Origin of the sequence: Micromonospora sonneratiae (genome assembly GCF_042679305.1) — a bacterium.
Classification (GTDB): Bacteria; Actinomycetota; Actinomycetes; order Mycobacteriales; family Micromonosporaceae; genus Micromonospora_H; species Micromonospora_H sonneratiae.
Map to the genome: position 1 here is coordinate 14980 of NZ_JBHTMP010000068.1, position 19063 is coordinate 34042.

General features: G+C 68.9%; 13 protein-coding genes. 8 read left to right on the plus strand and 5 right to left on the minus strand.

Annotated features, from left to right (window positions below):
* The first annotated feature begins 44 nt into the window (after positions 1 to 44).
* Positions 45 to 2849: an aconitate hydratase gene (locus ACFQ4H_RS29080; RefSeq protein WP_377576979.1), complete on the plus strand. Its 2805-nt coding sequence runs from the start codon at positions 45 to 47 to the stop codon at positions 2847 to 2849.
* A gap of 83 nt (positions 2850 to 2932) precedes the next feature.
* Here ACFQ4H_RS29080 and ACFQ4H_RS29085 read toward each other — a convergent pair whose 3' ends face one another.
* The 3 genes from ACFQ4H_RS29085 to ACFQ4H_RS29095 form a co-directional block, all read right to left on the minus strand.
* Positions 2933 to 3478, minus strand: coding sequence for a hypothetical protein (locus ACFQ4H_RS29085; RefSeq protein ID WP_377576982.1), 546 nt, complete (start codon positions 3476 to 3478; stop codon positions 2933 to 2935).
* A 162-nt stretch (positions 3479 to 3640) separates the two neighbouring features.
* Complete coding sequence (locus ACFQ4H_RS29090; RefSeq protein WP_377576985.1) at positions 3641 to 4564, minus strand: GNAT family N-acetyltransferase; 924 nt, start codon at positions 4562 to 4564, stop codon at positions 3641 to 3643.
* Between the two features lie 92 nt (positions 4565 to 4656).
* Positions 4657 to 5913, minus strand: coding sequence for a M20 metallopeptidase family protein (locus tag ACFQ4H_RS29095; RefSeq protein WP_377576988.1), 1257 nt, complete (start codon positions 5911 to 5913; stop codon positions 4657 to 4659).
* Between the two features lie 211 nt (positions 5914 to 6124).
* On the opposite strand from ACFQ4H_RS29095, the gene ACFQ4H_RS29100 reads away from it, so the two are divergent.
* From ACFQ4H_RS29100 to ACFQ4H_RS29115, 4 genes are all read left to right on the plus strand, one after another.
* Positions 6125 to 10984, plus strand: a complete 4860-nt coding sequence (locus ACFQ4H_RS29100) for an HD domain-containing protein (protein ID WP_377576991.1) — start codon at positions 6125 to 6127, stop codon at positions 10982 to 10984.
* Positions 10974 to 11315, plus strand: a complete 342-nt coding sequence (locus ACFQ4H_RS29105; RefSeq protein ID WP_377576994.1) for a hypothetical protein — start codon at positions 10974 to 10976, stop codon at positions 11313 to 11315. The genes ACFQ4H_RS29100 and ACFQ4H_RS29105 overlap by 11 nt, the downstream gene beginning before the upstream one ends.
* Positions 11312 to 11917: a hypothetical protein gene (locus ACFQ4H_RS29110; protein WP_377576997.1), complete on the plus strand. Its 606-nt coding sequence runs from the start codon at positions 11312 to 11314 to the stop codon at positions 11915 to 11917. Before ACFQ4H_RS29105 ends, ACFQ4H_RS29110 begins: the two co-directional genes overlap by 4 nt.
* Positions 11918 to 12093: 176 nt before the next feature.
* Positions 12094 to 14388: a SulP family inorganic anion transporter gene (locus ACFQ4H_RS29115; protein ID WP_377577000.1), complete on the plus strand. Its 2295-nt coding sequence runs from the start codon at positions 12094 to 12096 to the stop codon at positions 14386 to 14388.
* Here the strand turns inward: ACFQ4H_RS29115 and ACFQ4H_RS29120 are convergent.
* Positions 14360 to 15238 (minus strand): glycosyltransferase family 8 protein, encoded by an 879-nt coding sequence (locus ACFQ4H_RS29120; RefSeq protein WP_377577003.1) that lies wholly within the window; start codon positions 15236 to 15238, stop codon positions 14360 to 14362. The two genes, ACFQ4H_RS29115 and ACFQ4H_RS29120, sit on opposite strands and share 29 nt — an antisense overlap.
* A 137-nt stretch (positions 15239 to 15375) precedes the next feature.
* Here ACFQ4H_RS29120 and ACFQ4H_RS29125 point away from each other — a divergent pair, with 137 nt between their 5' ends.
* The 3 genes from ACFQ4H_RS29125 to ACFQ4H_RS29135 all read left to right on the plus strand — a co-directional run bounded on the left by ACFQ4H_RS29125 (position 15376) and on the right by ACFQ4H_RS29135 (position 17668).
* Positions 15376 to 16353 (plus strand): PfkB family carbohydrate kinase, encoded by a 978-nt coding sequence (locus ACFQ4H_RS29125; RefSeq protein WP_377577006.1) that lies wholly within the window; start codon positions 15376 to 15378, stop codon positions 16351 to 16353.
* 119 nt (positions 16354 to 16472) lie between these two features.
* Complete coding sequence (locus ACFQ4H_RS29130) at positions 16473 to 17288, plus strand: ArsR/SmtB family transcription factor (RefSeq protein WP_377577009.1); 816 nt, start codon at positions 16473 to 16475, stop codon at positions 17286 to 17288.
* A gap of 134 nt (positions 17289 to 17422) precedes the next feature.
* Complete coding sequence (locus ACFQ4H_RS29135; protein WP_377577011.1) at positions 17423 to 17668, plus strand: DUF2630 family protein; 246 nt, start codon at positions 17423 to 17425, stop codon at positions 17666 to 17668.
* Between the two features lie 100 nt (positions 17669 to 17768).
* Here ACFQ4H_RS29135 and ACFQ4H_RS29140 read toward each other — a convergent pair whose 3' ends face one another.
* Positions 17769 to 18713, minus strand: a complete 945-nt coding sequence (locus ACFQ4H_RS29140) for a serine protein kinase RIO (RefSeq protein WP_377577013.1) — start codon at positions 18711 to 18713, stop codon at positions 17769 to 17771.
* Positions 18714 to 19063 lie beyond the last annotated feature (350 nt).

The following is a 19063-nucleotide window of genomic DNA, read 5'->3' on the forward strand; positions in this document are numbered from 1 at the left end:
TACCCCGTACGAAAGACTGCTCAGGACTACTCACGGTCGCTGGTGTGAAGGAGTACGACGTGGCGAGCCTCGACACCTTCGGTGCGAAGACCCAGCTACGCGTCGGAGACGCGAGCTACGAAATTTTCAAGATCAGCAAGGTGGACGGGCACGACCGCCTGCCGTACAGCCTCAAGATCCTGCTGGAGAACCTGCTCCGCACCGAGGACGGCGCGAACATCACTGCTGACCACATCCGGGAGCTGGGCGGCTGGGACGCCACCGCCGACCCGAGCGTGGAGATCCAGTTCACCCCGGCCCGGGTGCTGATGCAGGACTTCACCGGTGTGCCCTGCGTGGTCGACCTGGCCACCATGCGCGAGGCGGTCCGCGAGCTCGGCGGTGACCCGACCAAGGTCAACCCGCTCGCCCCGGCCGAGCTGGTCATCGACCACTCGGTCATCGCCGACCTGTTCGGCCGCGAGGACGCCTTCGCCCGCAACGTCGAGCTGGAGTACGAGCGCAACAAGGAGCGCTACCAGTTCCTGCGCTGGGGCCAGAGCGCGTTCAACGAGTTCAAGGTCGTCCCGCCGGGCACCGGCATCGTGCACCAGGTCAACATCGAGTACCTGGCCCGTACCATCATGGAGCGCAACGGGCAGGCCTACCCGGACACCGTCGTCGGCACCGACTCGCACACCACCATGGTCAACGGCCTGGGTGTGCTGGGCTGGGGCGTCGGCGGCATCGAGGCCGAGGCCGCGATGCTCGGCCAGCCGGTGAGCATGCTCATCCCCCGCGTCGTCGGCTTCAAGCTGCACGGCGAGGCCCCGGCCGGCACCACCGCCACCGACCTGGTGCTCACCATCACCGAGATGCTGCGCAAGCACGGTGTGGTCGGCAAGTTCGTCGAGTTCTACGGCCCCGGCGTGAGCGCGGTGCCGCTGGCCAACCGGGCCACCATCGGCAACATGTCCCCGGAGTACGGCTCCACCGTCGCGATCTTCCCGATCGACGAGGAGACCGTCCGCTACCTCAAGCTCACCGGCCGCACCGAGCAGCAGGTCGCACTGGTCGAGGCGTACGCCAAGGAGCAGGGCCTCTGGCACGACCCGGCCGCCGAGCCGGACTACAGCGAGCGGCTCGAACTGGACCTCTCCACCATCGAGCCGTCCCTGGCCGGCCCGAAGCGCCCCCAGGACCGGGTACCGCTGGGCAACGCCAAGACGCTGTTCCGCTCGGCGCTGCAGAACTACCTGGACACCGACAAGCAGCCGGTCACCGGCCCGGCCGACGAGGCCAGCCAGGAGTCGTTCCCGGCCAGCGACCCGCCGGCCAACGACCAGATCGACCCGGCCGACCAGCCGCGTGACCTGATCTCCGCGGCCACCGGCGCGAACGGTCGGCAGAGCAACCCGATCCGGGTCACCGACGAGAACGGCACCGAATACGAGCTCGACCACGGTGCCGTCGTGATCGCCGCGATCACCTCCTGCACGAACACCTCCAACCCGCAGGTGATGCTCGGCGCGGCGCTGCTGGCCCGCAACGCCGTCGAGCGGGGGCTGTCCCGCAAGCCGTGGGTGAAGACCACCCTGGCCCCCGGCTCCAAGGTGGTCATGGACTACTACGAGCGGGCCGGTCTCACGCCCTACCTGGAGAAGCTCGGCTTCCACCTGGTCGGCTACGGCTGCACCACCTGCATCGGCAACTCCGGCCCGCTGCCCGAGGCGGTCTCCGCCGCGGTCAACGAGGCCGACCTGTCGGTGGTCTCGGTGCTCTCCGGCAACCGCAACTTCGAGGGCCGGATCAACCCGGACGTCAAGATGAACTACCTGGCGTCCCCGCCGCTGGTGGTGGCGTACGCGCTGGCCGGCACGATGGACATCGACCTGGCCAACGAGCCGATCGGCTACGACTCGCAGGGCGAGCCGGTCTTCCTGCGGGAGATCTGGCCCAGCTCCGCCGAGATCCAGGACGTGATGGCCTCCGCCATCGGCGCGTCCGGGTTCGGTGCGGCGTACTCCGACGTCTTCGCCGGTGACGAGCGTTGGCAGTCGCTGCCCACCCCGACCGGGGACACCTTCGCCTGGGCCGGTGAGTCGACCTACGTGCGCAAGCCCCCGTACTTCGAGGGCATGGCCCGTGACCCGCAGCCGGTGGTCGACATCTCCGGTGCCCGGGTACTGGCCAAGCTGGGTGACTCGGTCACCACCGACCACATCTCGCCGGCCGGTGCGATCAAGGCCGACTCCCCCGCCGGGAAGTACCTGGCCGAGCACGGCGTGGCCCGGCACGAGTTCAACTCGTACGGCTCCCGGCGCGGTAACCACGAGGTAATGATCCGGGGCACGTTCGCCAACATCCGGCTGCGCAACCAGCTCGTGCCGGGGGTCGAGGGCGGCTTCACCGTCAACCACCTGACCGGTGAGCAGACCTCGATCTACGACGCCTCGGTCGCCTACCAGGCCGCTGAGGTCCCGCTGGTGATCCTCTCCGGCAAGGAGTACGGTTCCGGCTCGTCGCGGGACTGGGCGGCCAAGGGCACCATGCTGCTCGGCGTACGGGCGGTCATCGCCGAGTCGTACGAGCGGATCCACCGCTCCAACCTGATCGGCATGGGTGTGCTGCCGTTGCAGTACCCGAACGAGGTGACCGCCGAGACGCTCGGTCTGACCGGCACGGAGACCTTCACCATCACCGGGGTGACCGCGCTCAACGACGGCCAGATCCCGCGTACGGTCAAGGTCACCACCGACACGGGGATCGAGTTCGACGCGGTGGTCCGCATCGACACCCCGGGTGAGGCGGACTACTACCGCCACGGCGGCATCCTGCAGTACGTCCTGCGCAAGATGCTCACCGCCTGAGCGGTCTGACCCGGACGGGCCCGTTCCGGTCGCTTCGAGCGATCGGAACGGGCCCGTCCCGTCATCGGGCGCCGTTGCCGGCCCTACTCCCCGCCGCCACCACCGCCGTCACCGCCACCGGACACGTCCGGGTCGGTGTCGCTGTCCTCGTCCGCCCCGTCCACGGCCGCTCCGCAGCGGATCACCGCCGCAGAGTCGGACAGGACGCTCACCCGGTACGACAGGCCGATGTTGGACCAGATGGTGCCCCGTAGCCAGAGGCAGAGCCCCACCCCGTCGAGCCCCTCGGGGTGCTCGTAGAACTCCACCACCGGTTCAGCCACCGCACCGAGCAGGCCCTGCGTCTGCTGCGCGGTGCTCGCGACCTGCAACACGCTGGCGCTAACCTGCACCACGACGTCCGCCAGCAGGTCCACGTCGTACCAGTGGGTGTCCGGCAGGAAGAGCCGGGTGTCGAACGGACGTCGTTGGTAGCTCGGACCCATCATCCCGCTGCCCCGATCGGGCATGTCGCCGATCCAGGCGACCCCCGCGAATTCACTGCGCAACTGGTGGACGCCGGTGGGATACCTGTCCACCAGGGTGTCGAGACGGGGCTGGGCGACGAGCTGCACTTCGGTGTCGATCACCGGACGGACGGTAGCACCGCAGGTCCACGGCCTGCCACTACCACTGCCGTGGCTCCGGTGGCCGTTATCCGGCCCGGTCGGATCCGCCCGCACCGGGCCGGCGTCGGCCAGGTTCGTGGCGACCTCGGTCCGGTACGGACTGCACGAGCGCAGTCAGCTCGGTCAGCCGGTCAGTTCGCGAACGTAGCGCCACTCCCGCGCGGCGCGCTGGTAACCGAACCAGTTGTTGATGGCCAGCATCGGGGCGTTCTCACTGTCGTTGCCGGTGAACGCCTCGGTGCAGCCGGCCGCCCGGGCCCGGTGCAACGAGTCGGCCTTCGCCAGCTTGGCCAGCCCCCGGTTGCGGTACGCCCGGCGGGTGCCGGTCATCCCCGACCAGTAGCGCCCCCGGCCGTCGGTCTGCGCCACGCTGAAGGCAGCGGGAACGCCGTCCACCAGTACCACCGAGGTGAGGGCAAGGTCGAGGTCGGGGCGGTGCCAGTAGAGGGCCAGCCAGTCCTCGTAGCTCATCGCGGCGTTGTCCACGTCCCCCGGCTCGTCCGCTGCGGCCTCGGCGTCCAACTCGTACAGCCGTCGGGGTTCGTCGACGAAATCGGTGCCGCGACACAACTCCGCGCCCTCCGGTAGGGCCGGCACCGGAGGCAGCGGGTCGGCCACCAGATCCAGCCTCGAAAAGTACGACGAGCGGCTCCGCCGGTAGCCGTGCCGTTCCGCGAAACTGGTCGACGCCTCGTCGTCCAGCACCCAGGCGTACGCGGTGCTGGCTCCGAGTCCGGTCAGGTACTCCTCGGCGGTGGTCAGCAGTCCGGCTCCCGCGCCACGACCCCGGGCACCGGGTGCCACGCTGAGGTTGACGAATGCCTGGCCGGGCTGGCTGCTCTCGGTGTAGATCCCGACGCTGGCGCTGCCCACGACCCGACCATCCGCCTCGGCAACCAGTAGCCGGTGCCGCTGACCGGCGGGCACATTGGCCACCTGCCAGGAAGTCAGCTCGGGGGTGATCACCATGAATGGGATCGCCGCCCGCTTGCTCTCGGCGGCCTGCTCGGCGTCTGCCGGCTGAAAGTCTCTAATGATCACTGCCACGATGCAGGAACCTACGCCGGGCGAAGGCTGACCGCCTGCCATTTTCTGCCGTGGGCACCGTCCCCGGATCGATCATCGACGGTGCCGCTCGGTCAGTGACTGAACGGGTGATTGCCCTGCTGGCTGCTGGTGCGCTGCATAGGGGTCAGGCCCCGGGCCGGCAAGCGGTGCATCCGCCGGACGGCCAACTCGGCCAGCAGTGCCGCACCGTCGGCCAGCACCGCATCGTCGAACGCGGCGCGGGGCGAGTGGTTGGGTGCTGCGGTGGCCGGATCGTCGGTCGGGCAGGCCCCGAGGAACACGAACGCCCCCGGCACCCGGTCGAGCACCCGGGAGAAGTCCTCCGAGCCGGTCATCGGGTTGGTCATCGGCTCGAACCGCTCCTCGCCGAAGACCTCCCGTACGGCGTCGGCGGCGAAGTCGTGCTCGGCGACGTGGTTGATGGTCGCCGGGTACTCCCGGTCGTAGCGGACCTCGGCCCGCAGCCCGTGCGCGGCGGCGATGTTGTGGCACAGCCGTACCGTGTGCTCCTCCATCTGTTCGCTGATCCGGCCGGAGAAGCTGCGGATCGTCGCCTCGAAACTGGCGTCGTCGGGAATGATGTTGCGCCGTGTGCCGGCGTGGAACGAGCCGACGGTGATGACGACCGGCTCGAACGCGTCGAACCGCCGGTTGACCATGGTGTGCAGCGCGGTGACCATCTCGCAGGCCGCCGGCACCGGGTCGAGTGTGTCGTGTGGCCGGGAACCGTGCCCTCCGGCACCGACGACCCGTACGAACAGGCCGTCGGAGGCGGCCATCAGCGGTCCGGGTCGGGACGCGAACATCCCGCTGGGCAGCAGCGAGGAGAGCACGTGCAAGCCGTACGCCGCATCGACCGGACGGCCGGCTGCGGTCAGCACTCCCTCGGCGATCATGTGCCCGGCACCGTCACAGCCCTCCTCCCCGGGCTGGAACATGAACACCACGTCGCCGGCCAGCGTCTCCCGCCGGGCGGCCAGCAGTCGGGCCGCGCCGACCAGCCCGGCCGTGTGCAGGTCGTGTCCGCAGGCATGCATCGCACCGTCGTGTTGCGAGGAGTACGGCAAGCCGGTCTCCTCGGTCACCGGCAGGGCGTCCATGTCACCGCGTAGCAGCACCGCCGGCCCCGGGCGACCGCCGCGCAGCACGGCGGTGACGGAGGACAACCCGACACCGGTGCTGACCTCCAGTGGCAGGCCGTCGAGCGCGGCCAGCACCCGTTCCTGGGTACGGGGCAGGTGCAGACCGATCTCGGGGATCTGGTGCAGTTCCCGGCGCAGGCTCGCCAACTCGTCCTGGATCGCCTTCGCATCCTGTCGCAGGCTCATCCGGTCTCCTCTTCGCTGTCGTCACCCGCGCACCACAGTTGGTCCGGGCACAGGTGTGGAAGCGGTCGGCCTGACCGGAGGCTATCAGCGTCGGACCCGTTTGATCGACACACACCGCTAGCTTGGCGAGTCGTCCGAGCGGCACGACCGGTCACTCACCGTTGCCCACCTATGCAAGGATGTGACTCCCCTCTTCCTTGGTTGGTAGCCAGTGACGGATCGTCATGCCCTGCTGATCGGTGTGCCCACCTGCGACAGCGACCTGTTTCAGCCAATCCCCGACGTGGTCACTGCGGACGTTGCGCGGATGACCGAGGCGCTCGGCCAGTCCGGTTACCAGGTCCGGCACTGCGGTGTGGGTGACGGCACCGGCCAGGAGGCGACGGGTAGCCGGATCCGGGCGGCGGTCATCCGGGCCTGTGCGGAGGTCCCACCCGGGGGCGTGCTGATCCTGTACTTCTCCGGCCACGGCGTGACGATCGACGGGCAGAGCTACCTGGTGCCGTGCGACGTCTATCCGGAGCCGGGCGGGCAGCGGCCGGACCGGGACAGCCTTGTCCCCGTCATGCCACGCTACCTTGAACACTGCAAGGCGCGGTTGGCGATCTTCTTCGTCGACGCCTGCCGGGAGGACCCGGCCGCGCCGATGGCGGTCCAACCACAGGGTGGGGTGCTTCCCTACCCGGCCGGTGGCGAATTCGCACTGGTCAACAGCTGCCGCCCCGGGCAACGCAGCCGGTACGCCGACACCGGCAGTTTCTTCAGCCAGGCACTCGCGGAGGCACTGGACCGGCGCAGTCCAGCCCGCACCCTCGACGAGGTCTACACCGAGGTCGAACGCCAGATGGCCCGCAAGGCGGCCCGGACCGAGGGGATGGAACAGGTTCCGGAGATCGTCTGGGCCCGGCACGGCAGCGGCAGCCGTGCCCGGGGGGATGTCGTCATCTGCGAGGGTGACCAGATCACCGAGGCTTGGCGACGGGCGGTCACCGACAGTTCGCTGTGGGACCGCTGCCCGTCGAACGCACATCGCCGGGACCGGATCCGGACCGTTGCGGCCGGTGTCGTCGACGAATTCGCGCGCCGGTGGGGCGACGCGCAGTCCGTCCTCCTGTCGAGGGCGGGGGTGAAGGACCCCTGGTCGGCACACGACTATCCGACGCGGGTGCTGACGGCGATCGACGCCTGCCTCGCACCGGACGTGGAGCTGACCCCGGATGAGGTGGGCATCCTGGTGGCGGTGCCGTTCATGCGGGAGGCGACCCTCGCCGAGGGCCTCCGTGAGGCCGCCGCGATCGCACCGACGGACTTCTCGCGTACGTATCGGGACGGACCACGAGCCGACCTCGAGATCACCCACGCGATGCACGAGCATGTCTGTCGGCGAGCCGAGGGGCTGGCCCGGCGGAACCAGCACGAGGCGCGGGACGCGCTGGCCATGTGGCTGGTGCACCGCTGGCTGAGTGCCCGGCCCCGGCTGTGGGACAGTGACGCCGCCGCCCTGGTCTGCCGACGGCTGGCGGCAGCGGTGGCGTCCGGACCGGCCAGCACGATGACCGAGCGCGAGCTGTGCTCGCTCCTACGGGTACTGATGCACAGCCTCGGTGCCGACGCTGACGACCGACGGCTGATCGAACGGCTGGGAAAAACCGACTTCGACCCACGCACGCGCGGACTCGCCGCACTGCTCTGGTTGGCTGGGATCATCGCCGCCGATCCCCGGCGGATGCCCACCGTCGTGGTCGACCATGTCGGAATCGGTGCCGAGTTGCAGCTGTCCGCGCTGCTGGCGGCCACTGCCCGGCTGGACTGGCGACGCTCCACTGGCGCCCTCAACCTGCATGCCGTCTGCGACCACCCGGCGCTGCACGACGCGTTCACGGACGTGGCGAACCGGGCGGAGCTGGCTGGCCGGACGGTACGCGAACGCCTCGTCCTCGACCCCGAGCTCGCCAAGGGGCTGCCGACCAGGTTCACCGCCAGCGGCCTGCGGCCGGAGCATCATGACGGCGTTCCGGCTTACGAGACGCCCCTGCTGCGGTTCCGGTTGTCCGATGAGAAGGTCCGCGAGTTGCTGATGGGCCGCCAACTGTACGGCGATCCGATGTTGGCGATCCGGGAGCTGTACCAGAACGCGCTGGATGCCTGCCGGTACCGGCACGTCCGTCGATGCTATCGGGAGCGCATCAACTGCCAGGTGACGCCGTGGGCCGGGTTGATCACATTCGACCAGGGAGTGGACACCGACGGTCGGGAGTTCGTCGAGTGCACCGACAACGGTGTCGGGATGAGCGTGGAGGCCCTGAAGAACACGTTCGCCAACGCGGGTGAGCGGTTCGTCTACCGCCAGGGTTTCCGCTACGAGCAGGCTCACTGGCAGGATCTCGACCCGCCGCTGCGGCTGGTGCCCAACAGCCAGTTCGGGGTCGGAGTGTTCAGCTACTTCATGATCGCTGACGAGATCCAGATCGTCACCCGTCCGGTCGACGAGTACGACGTGCCTGGATCGCAGGCCCACAGCGTCCGGATCGCCAGCAGCGGCAGTCTGTTCCAGATCACCTCCACCACGGAACTGCCCGGTGGCGGCACCCGGGTACGCCTGTATCTGACCGGTGAGGACCGGCTCTCGGTGCTTCGCACCATGCGGCGGTTGCTGTGGCTGGCCGAGTTCCGCGTCGAGGTTCAGGAGCCCGGCACCGGGCACGAAACCTGGCAGCCGGAGACCCTCCGCTATCCGGACGCGACGACCCCGCCGCTGAAGTGTGGCGATGACCTGTGGTGGGTCTCCGGTGAGGGTGGCCTGGCCGCCGACGGCATCCGGACCAACGAGGAGACCCACGGATTCGTGGTGAACCTGCGCGACACCCGTCGCCCGCAGTTCACCGTGGACCGTAACAAGCTGCGCCGCTGGGACAAGCAGTGGGTACGTGGTCAGATCCTCGATTCCCTGCCCAGCCTCACCCAATGGTCCGGGCTGACACTGTCCTGGTTGTGGCAGGTCGCCAGGTCCACCCCGGCCGTGGCCCAGGACATCTTCACCCACCTCGTTAGCGAGGACCGCACGCTCCCGGTGGAGGGGCCATGGGGGCATGGAATCTCCCTACCCATCCGCCAGGTCGGCTGCCTACCGGTCGACCTCGACCTGGTCGTACGTGGAATGGGACGGATATACGGGCAGAGCAAGATGTGGATCATTGCCTGGCGCACCGGCGTGTGGGGCGGAGCGGCTCCCTCCCTGGGCAGCGATCAGATTGCCTCGGCTGTCCGGATCGACGGTTTTCCCACCGTGGACCCCTTCGACGCCGACGTGCTCACCGACCTCTATGAAACGGGTGGCTATCGCAACCCAAGCCAGTACGGCCGACCGCCGGTGGACACGTTGCTGGAAATCGCCGCGCACGAGGATCATCCGGTAGCCGAGCGCCTACGGCGGTTGCGGCGGTACGCGATCACCGGGCTCGATCTGACCGCGAACCGTGCTATCCCCCAGCTCAACCACACCTTCGAGCCCGATGACCAGCCGCTGCTGCTGGCCCTGGCCGCCTGGGCACCACCCGGTGAGCCGCCTCGATCCGCAGTCGGTGGCTGGCTGGCCCGGGCCAGCGTCGAACTGAACGCCCCCCTGGACGAGGTGCTGCAGCGGGTCGCCCAGATCGTGCCGGACGGTTGGTCACCGCCCGCCGGTGACCTGACGGCACTACGCGACCACATGTTCAACCGAGCCGAACTCGACCTGTTCTCCCAACACGTCACCGGCCGGGCACCGTGGATCGGGTCAGAGGTCAGTCCCGCCCACGTGGTAAAGGTCAGCACGAGCCTCGGCCGACCCGTCAACGACGTACTCACCCTCTTCGAAAAATTCGCCCCACTCGGTCATTGCATCACCAAGCGTGACCGCTACCCGAATGACCTGACTCCGCTGGAACGCGAGGCCCTGCGTTACGTCGACGTGGTCGGCCAACGGTTCACCCTGCTACACGTATTCGCCTTGGCTGGGCGTACCGCGACCAGCACACACGATGCATACCGTGGTCTCGCCCGATTGGCCGAGACCGGAATGCTCCGACTGCCTGACTTCGACACCATCACTGACCTCACCCCGACCGACACTGAACGGGCATTCGTCAACGACGACCTGTACCGGTACAACGGCTCCGTAACGCGATACACCCTGGACACAGGTTGGCAGGCGATACGCTGGCTGGTGCGGGAGATCCGGTCACGGGACTTCGCAGGCTTCGAGAAACGGCTAGAACAATTCCGCCGGCTACTCGATCTCGCCGACCCGCGCCGACCGGTAACCGTCCCGGAACTCGTCGACCTGGCCTACTACCTGGATTGCAGCATCAGTGAGGCAGTCAAATACCTGGAAACCATCCTGCCGGACACCACTGATCGGTCCGCACTCCCCAGCGGGACCCTCACCTCCCCGGCGACCTGCCATCGCCTGGAGGAACGAACCGCCCTCATCGGGACTTGGACTCAGACCAACGATCCAGACGTCGCCCTGGCCTGGCGAATAAGCCCAGGAAGCATTGTCGCCGGTGCGGTAGCGGCTCGCCAGTCGGTGGGTGACTTCCTGGCACGGCTGGAGCCGTACCGGGCCCTCGGCGCACCACTGCCCCAACTCGATGAGGCTACCCAGCAGACGTACCGCGACATCACGCCGGACCGCTACGACCGCGACATGATGGTCACCATCGACGACCAGGGAGCAGAGCACTTCATCGACCGGGTCAGCCCGCTACGACTGGTCCAGACGGCCGGACGGTTCGGCTGGACGCTGGCCGGGACACACCAGCGGATGGCCCGGCTCGTCCCGCTCGGTCTCACCCTCGACTACCCGGTCGACGCCGTACCGGACGGGATCGTGCACTGGCAGGACCTGCTGGTGATCACCCGGTATCTCGACGGGCAGGAGCCGACCCTGTCCGGCCGGGTGGGCCCGGCACATGTCGCCACCGCTGCGGAAGAGGTCGGCGAGCCGGTCGACCAGATACGCGAACGACTACGCCGCTTTGCACCGCTGATCGGATACCAACTCGACGAGGAGCCGCAGGTTGTCGACTAGCCCCCGGATCGAGCACCACCGTCCCATCGAATACCAGCTGACCGACCATCGGCTCCAGGACACGGGATTCACCGTCTCCCCGTCGTCCGACGGTCGGCGCATCGAGGTCGCCGGCAACTGCCCCGGCTGCGGCGGTCACACCACCATCACCTGGGAGTACGGGCTGCCGTACGGGCACAAGGGAATCTTCTCCCGGCAGAATTCCGCCCCCACCGGCAAACCCACCGGTGCACGTACGGTCTACTGCGACTGCGGTCATGTCCACGCCAACCGTCCCCCTGAGGCGTGGGACCAGGGCTGTGGCGCCTACTGGCAGGTGGAACTGTCATGAGCACCGACCGGTGGCGCTGGGCGCAGAAGGCGCACCAACTCCGGTTCCACCAGCTCGACACTGCCCGCAGACAGGCGGAGTCCTGGCGTACCGGGCTGGCCGGGCTGACCACGCTGCTGGGTGCCGTACTGATCGTGAAGGGCCGGGACAACTTCTCGACCCTGGCCGTTCCGTACCGATGGCTGGTCGTGGGCGCGCTCGGCGTCGCGCTCGGCTGCCTGGTGTGGGCGAGCCTGCTGGCGATCCGCGCGGCCTCCGGTACCCCCTCCGATGAATGCCTGTTGACCGGCGAGGACCTCCAGGAGTGGACCCGGCTGGAAGTTGCTGGCATCCAGCGCGCCATCACCCGCGCCGGCCAGCTCACCCTGGTCGCCGTCTGTGTGATCGCCCTGGCCGTCGGTTTCACCTGGCTGGGTCCCACCACCGGCCCCACCGGTTCCCTGGTCGTCGTGGAGTTCGAAGGGACCCGACTCTGCGGTGCCCTCGTCGGTACCGACCGGGGCAATCTCATCGTGGCGACCGGCGAGGCCAGGTCCGAGCACCGGATCGTGCCGTTGGTGGCGATCAGCCGCCTGGCACCGGCGGACAACTGCCAGCCCTGACCGTCCCCGGCCTTTCCCCGAGGTCGGACTCCCCCTCGAAAGCACCTTCCGGTACGACATCCGGCCATCCCTTGGCCCGGGTTTGACCCACCGTTCACCGCTGGTCGTCGCTGAACGGCGGACTCGGACGTTAGTCCTTTCAGCGGGCCTGGCCCGCCCTGCTGGAAGGAGCAGCCATGTTCGCCGCTTCACCGCCGACCCGCCGGTTCACCCGGTCCTGCACCACCACCTGGTCCGCTATCCGCCGCTGGCCCTGGCGTCCGGACCTCGGAGCATCCCTGGTGGTCTTCCTCGTGGCGTTGCCCCTGTCGTTGGGCATCGCGGTCGCCTCCGGTGCGCCGGTCGCGGCCGGAATCATCGCCGCCGTCATCGGCGGCATCGTGGTCGGCGCGCTCGGGGGCGTACCGTTACAGGTTTCCGGCCCGGCCGCCGGACTGACCGCGGTGGTCGCCGAACTGGTGTTCACCTATGGCTGGCGGGTCACCTGCTTCATTACCGTCGTCAGCGGAGTCGTCCAGATCCTGCTCGGCCTCAGCCGACTCGCCCGTGCCGCGATGGCGATCAGTCCCGCCGTCATCCACGGCATGCTGGCCGGCATCGGAATCACCATCGTCCTCAGCCAACTGCACGTCCTGCTGGGCGGCGATCCGTTCACCTCCGCCCGGGAGAACCTCCTCCAGCTACCGGGCCAGCTCACCGCCCATATTCCCGCCGCCGCACTGGTGGGCCTGGGAACGGTCGCGCTCACCGTGTTCTGGCCACTCCTGCCACGGCCGTTGGACCTGGTCCCCCCGCCCCTGGCCGCGGTCACCGTGATGACCCTCGTGTCACTGCCGATGGCCCTGCCCCGGGTCTCCCTGCCGGGGGATCTGCTGGGCTCGCTGGGCCTGCCGGAACTGCCCGAGGGACGGTGGGGTGGTGTCCTCCTCGCGATCCTGACCGTCTCCCTGGTCGCCAGCGTGGAATCGTTGCTGTCCGCCATGGCGGTGGACCGGATGCACGAGGGAAAACCGGGCAACCTCAACCGCGAACTGGTCGGGCAGGGCGCGGCCAACACCCTCTCCGGACTCGCCGGCGGCCTACCGGTGACCGGCGTCATCGTACGGAGCGCCACGAACGTCCAGGCCGGAGCGCGTACCCGGGGCTCCACCATCGTGCACGGCATCTGGATCGCGGTCTTCGCCCTGGCACTGACACCGGTGGTACGGCAGATCCCGCTGGCGGCCCTGGCGGGGCTGCTGGTCGTCATCGGGGCCCGACTGGCGGTGAGCCGTAGCCACATGCGGACCCTGGCCCGACACGGTGAACTGCTCGTGTACGGGGTGACCCTGACCGGTGTGGTGATGCTCAACCTCCTTCAGGGCATCATCCTGGGCATCGTCGTCGCCCTGCTCTTCGCGTTGCACCGGGCACTGCACGCGCCGGTGCACGTCGTACCGTCGACGGGCACCACGCCCTGGCGGGTCGTCGTGGAGGGAACGCTGACCTTCCTGTCCCTGCCCCGACTGGCCCGTCAGCTGGCCACCATCCCGATCGGCAGCCGGGTACGCCTGGAACTGCTGGTGGACTATCTGGACCACGCGGCGTACGAGATGTTGGACAACTGGGTGCAGACGCACGAACGCGGCGGTGGCAGCGTACTCATCGACGAGGTGGCCACACCGGTCTTCAGCAGCATCCGGGCCGGACGTCCGCCCCGGAGCCGGACCAGCGGCACGCACGTCCCCCGGTGGCTGGCACCGTGGTCACGATGGCAGTCCACCCGCCTGCCTGCCGCAGTCGACCAACTGCTCACCGGGGTGGACGAGTTCCACCGTCGTACCGCCCCGATGATCCTCGACGTACTCGGCGAACTGCGTCACGGACAGGAGCCGTCGACCCTCTTCCTGACCTGTAGCGACTCGCGGGTGGTGCCGAACGTGATCACCAGCAGCGGACCCGGTGACCTGTTCACCGTACGCAATCTCGGCCCGTTGGTCCCCGGCCCGCACGCCGTGGGTGACTCCACCCTCGCCGCCATCGAGTACGCCATCGACGTGTTGCAGGTACGCACCATCGTCGTCTGTGGTCACTCGGGCTGCGGGGCGATGACCGCGCTCCTGACCACGGCCCAGGACCGGCTTGCCATGCCGTCGGTGGACGGCTGGCTGCGGCACGGCCTGTCGTCCCTGCAACGGATGGAGCGGACGATCCCCGGCGACGAGGACCAGGACCCGGTGGACCGGCTCGGCCGGGCGAACGTCGTACAGCAGTTGGAGAACCTCCGCCGGTTGCCGACCGTCCAGCGGGCCGAGGCCGACGGGCGGGTCCACCTGGTGGGGATGATGTTCGAAATCGGTAACGGAACGGCCCTGATCCTGGACGAAGCCACCAACCGGTTCATCAGGTCGTCCCACCACGGCGGTGGTACGCCCGGCGCCTGGACCACCCCTCGTCAGCCCGTCATCGACGGACGGGAGCCGGTGCCCTGACGGTGGGTCGCCAACCCGCCCACGGGGTCGCGTCCACCGCGTCCACGAACAGGCGGGTGAACTCGGGCCGGGTCCGGTGGGCACCCGGCTTGGTGTCACCGAGGAAGTGCACGATCCCGGGGCGGCTGGAACGCCGCTCCGGGAAATGGTTCCACCGGCTGGCCAGGGGTGCCCAGCGGCGCTGGAGTACGACGTTGAAGCCGTACTGGTCGTGTTGGGGCCAGCGGTCGCGGATCAGGAGCCGATCACGATCGATCTGGCAGCGGCGGAGCACCTGGTCACCGATCCCCTCCGCACGCCATCTCGGTAGGTCGATCACCATGACGCCGGAGTTGAAGTAGGGTGCCTCTCCGTCCAGGCCGAGTTCCTGCCAGTGGCTGATCGCATCCTGGATGACCGACATCAGATCACCGGCAGCCGCCACCGGCAGCCCGGCCAGCGGCCAGTTCCAGAGCGGGGTCAGGTCGTCGAGCACCACGGTGTCGGCGTCGATGTAGATCACCCGGTCGGCGGTAGCCGGCATGATCTTGGACAGTAGGCAGCGGAAGTACTGCGGGGCCAGCACCAGCGGGTCCGGCTCGACCCCCCACCGCTGATAGCTGTCCGCGTCCATGAGGACCCAGTGGATGGTGATGCCAGCGGCTCCCCGCTCCAGCCTCCGCTGGTCGTCGGCGGTGACGTCCACGTACAGGATCGTCAACTCCACCTCGGTTGCCGGTGCGCGGTGGGCCGCCAGCGAGTGCGCCATGGCAGCGGCGTACGGCAGGTAGCGCCCGTCGGTAGCCGTCGCCACCCGGATGGGAGGGTCCGTACGTCCGACGACCGTACCGTCGCGTCCCTGGCCTCCCACGGTCGATCACCTCGTCTGCCTGGGAACCATCTCAGACATAGATCGGGATCTTACCCTGGCCGTCCCGCGTTGGGAACGCACGGGATGCGCGCCGGGCGTACGGGTTGACCGGGCACGTAGCCGGGTAGGCAGCAACCGTGGGCACGCCGGAGGTGCTGGTGGTCGGTCAACTCGTCCGCGACCTGGTCGTGGTGGTGGACGAGTTGCCGCCGGTGGGCGCGGCGGCCGACGTACGTCTGCGGCGCGAGATGCTCGGTGGCAAGGGCGCGAACCAGGCCGTCGGCCTGGCCCAGCTCGGCGTCTCGGTCGGCCTGGTCGCGGTGGCCGGTGACGATCCGGTCGCGGACGACCTGCTGGCCCAGGCGGCCCGGGACGGCATCGACGTCACGCACGTCGTACGTCGCCCGCGGACCAGCACCGGGCTGATCATCGACGTGCTCGACCGGCACGGCCGGTGGCGCTACCTCCAGCACCTGCCCGAGCCGGTGTTGTTGACCGAGTCCGACGTCGTCGCTGCGGCTGACACGCTGGCCGCCGCAGCCGCAGTGGTCATCCAACTCCAACAGCCCTCGGCCGCCGCGCTGTGCGCCGCCCGTCAGGCAACCGGGCTGGTCGTGCTCGACGGGACGCCGGCCGACGACGACCGACGACCGGCGCTGCTGGCCCGGGCGGACGTGATCCGGGCGGACGCCCGCGAGGCCGCCACGCTCCTCGGCACCACTGGTGACGACGATCCTGCACCTGACCTGCCCACCGCCGGAGTCGTTCCCGGCCGGATACTCGACGCCGCCAGAAGACTGCTCGATTCCGGCCCCCGCCTGGTCGCTCTCGCCGTGGACCCGGTGGGCAACCTGTTCGTCTGGTCGGACGGCCACCTGCTCGTACCGTTGACCGACACGCCGGTCGTCGACACCACCGGGGCCGGGGACGCGTTCACCGCCGCGCTGACCATGGCACTGCTCCGGAACGAGCCGCCCGAGCGGGCGGCCCGCCTCGCGGTGGCCGCCGCCAGCGCCACGGTCGGGCACCCCGGTGGCCGACCGGACCTGAACCCCGACTCCCTACGCAGCCACCTGGCCCGGGTGGACGCCAGCCTCGGCCGGGTACGTCCGTAGGCCGAAGCGGCCCGCATCGGTACACCATCGGACGACACCCTGCACCAACGTTTGACATGCAGCCGTAGGACTGCATATGTTGGCTGTGCAACCAAAAGGCTGCATAACAGGACGTGGCGATGGACGCGATCTTCAAAGCGCTGGCCGACCCCTCCCGACGGCAACTGCTGGACCGGCTAAACCAGCGCAACGGCCAGAGCCTGCAAGAACTGTGCACGGGGCTGGACATGACCCGCCAGTCGGTGACCAAACACCTTGCAGTGCTCGAAGCCGCCAACCTCATAACGGTCACCTGGCGTGGCCGAGAAAAGATCCACTACCTCAACGCCGCACCGATCAGCGATATCGCCGAACGATGGATCAGCCGGTACCACCGTGGGCGGGCGGAAGCGCTCGCCGATCTGAAGCGAGCCTTGGAGGAACCAACGGTGTCCCAGACCGAGTTCGTCTACGCGACGTACATCAGGACCACGCCCGAGCAGCTGTGGAAGGCGCTCACCGAGCCGGCCTTCACCTTCCGATACTGGGGTGCCGGTCTCCAGTCGGACTGGCAGGTCGGCTCGCCGATCCTCTGGCAGCCGGCACCCGGCGAGGACTTCCAGGATCTCGACCAGGTGGTCCTCGAAGCACAGCCGTTCCGACGTCTCTCCTACACCTGGCACAACTACCAGCCCGATCACGCCGAGATCTTCGGCTGGACCGATGAGGCCCTCGCCGAGCTGATGAAGGAGAAGCGATCAAAGGTCACGTTCGACATCGAGCCGGCCGGGTCGGCGGTCAAGCTGACGGTCACCCACGACGGCTTCGAAACCGACAGCGAGATGCTGAAAGCCGTCAGCGGCCGGAAGCCCGAGACCGGCGGTTGGCCGGAACTCCTGGCCAACCTGAAGACGCTGCTGGAAACGGGCGACACCCTCCACCCCGTCGGGTCCTGACGATCGACACTGCCGCCGACGCGCTGACGCGCCCGCGCACCGCCCTGTTGGACGGCCGCCCCGCCCCCGCTCCGGCGCCTCGACTACCAGCCGGAACGGGGGCAGCGGTACCTGGGCTGTGACAGGCTCAGGGCATGGACGACAGCACGATTCTGAGCCGCATCACCGAACTGGTCGACGAGGAGCGCCGGCTGCGCGAGCAGAACCAGTCCGCACGGGCCACGACCGACGAGGAACGCGACCGGCTACGCGAGTTGGAGAAGTCCCTCGATCAGTGCTGGGATCTGCTGCGCCAGCGGCGAGCGGCCCGGCAGGCCGGGACCGATCCGGAGACCACCCACGCCCGCAGCAAGACCGAGGTCGAGCGTTACCTCCAGTAACGGACGACCGCCCGGCCCGCTCACCACCGGCGACCGCCAGAGCCGCTCACCGCAAAATGCCCGCCAGGGCCGCTCACCGCGAGACGCCCGCCAGGGCCGCTCACCGGATGCCTGCCTCCCGCAGAAGTTGCCGGGTCAGCTCGGCCGGATCGGTCAGTTCACCGGAGAGGCCCCGCGCGGCGAACCAGGTCGAGACGACCCGTACGTCGCGGGCCAGGAACTCCGGGCCCTGCGGGTTGGCCACGATGTCCACCACCTGCGGCAGATCGATGATCACCAGACGTCCCTCGTGCACCAGCAGGTTGTACGGTGACAGGTCGCCATGGGCCAGCCCTGCCCGGGCCAGTACGACCAGCGCCTCCACGAGTTGGTTCCACAGCTCGCGCAGTTCGCCCGGTTCGGGTCGTACCTGCGCCAGCCGAGGAGCGGCCTGCCCCTCGTCTCGGTCGCCGACGAACTCCAGCATCAGTTCCGTGCCCAACAACTGGACCGGGTACGGCACGGCGACGCTGCCCAGTTCGACACTGACCTGCCAGAGTTGGGACAGGGCGGCGAACTCGGCAGCCGCCCACTGCCCGGCGATCATCTGCCGCCCGAATGCGGTCCGCCCCTCCATTGCGCGGTTCTCCCGGGACCGACGTACCCGGCGTCCCTCCAGGTATCCGGCATCCCGGTGGAACAGCCGGTGCTCCGGCGCGCGGTAGCGCTTCACCGCCAGCAGGCAGGACCGGTCGGTGCCGGGTACGCCCCGCCGGACGAGGTGCACCTCGGCTTCCTTGCCGGTCTTGAGCACACCCAGTTCGGTGTCGACGGCGGCGAGTTCGGTGACCAACCAGTCCGGGTGCGGGGTCGGTCCCTGTGCCGCCTGGTCCCAACTGGACCAGCGGTCACCGGTCGCGGGTTCGTCGAGGTCAGCGTTGGTGTCGATGGACGCCGGCAGGGTGTGCCGGGGCCGCTTCAGAAAGCGTGGTTCGTCGTCGTCGAAGCGACGGGTACCACGGGCTCGGCGCTCCCGCGCCGATGGAGTGTAGTCGTGCTCGCGCACTGTGAAATCCCCTTGATCAAGATGAAAGAAGGCAGGCTGAAGCGGGGAAGAATCGCAACCATTACCCTCACCCCTTCCTCTTGATCCGGCCCTGGGCCGGAGACGGCACGACCCGGCAAGTCTCATCGTGGCCACCGACGGCCGTCAAGCGATTTACCAACGCCGGCAGGGCCAGCCGAAGCCTCGCAGGGCAGGCAACGACACAGCGTGGGCCGGCACCGGTCCGTACCCGCCCAGGTCCGGCCGGGTCGGCTCAGCCGGCCAGCACGGGTCGGCTCAGCCGGCCAGCACGGGTCGGCTCAGCCGGCCAGCACGGGTGCCACCGCCTGGATCAGGCCGTCGACGACCCG

Coding starts and splice junctions, on each gene's coding strand:
- ACFQ4H_RS29110 (WP_377576997.1), top strand. CDS start 11,312: ATGAGCACCGACCGGTGGCGCTGGGCGCAGAAGGCGCACCAACTCCGG.
- ACFQ4H_RS29135 (WP_377577011.1), top strand. CDS start 17,423: ATGGACGACAGCACGATTCTGAGCCGCATCACCGAACTGGTCGACGAG.
- ACFQ4H_RS29130 (WP_377577009.1), top strand. CDS start 16,473: ATGGACGCGATCTTCAAAGCGCTGGCCGACCCCTCCCGACGGCAACTG.
- ACFQ4H_RS29095 (WP_377576988.1), bottom strand. CDS start 5,913: ATGAGCCTGCGACAGGATGCGAAGGCGATCCAGGACGAGTTGGCGAGC.
- ACFQ4H_RS29115 (WP_377577000.1), top strand. CDS start 12,094: ATGTTCGCCGCTTCACCGCCGACCCGCCGGTTCACCCGGTCCTGCACC.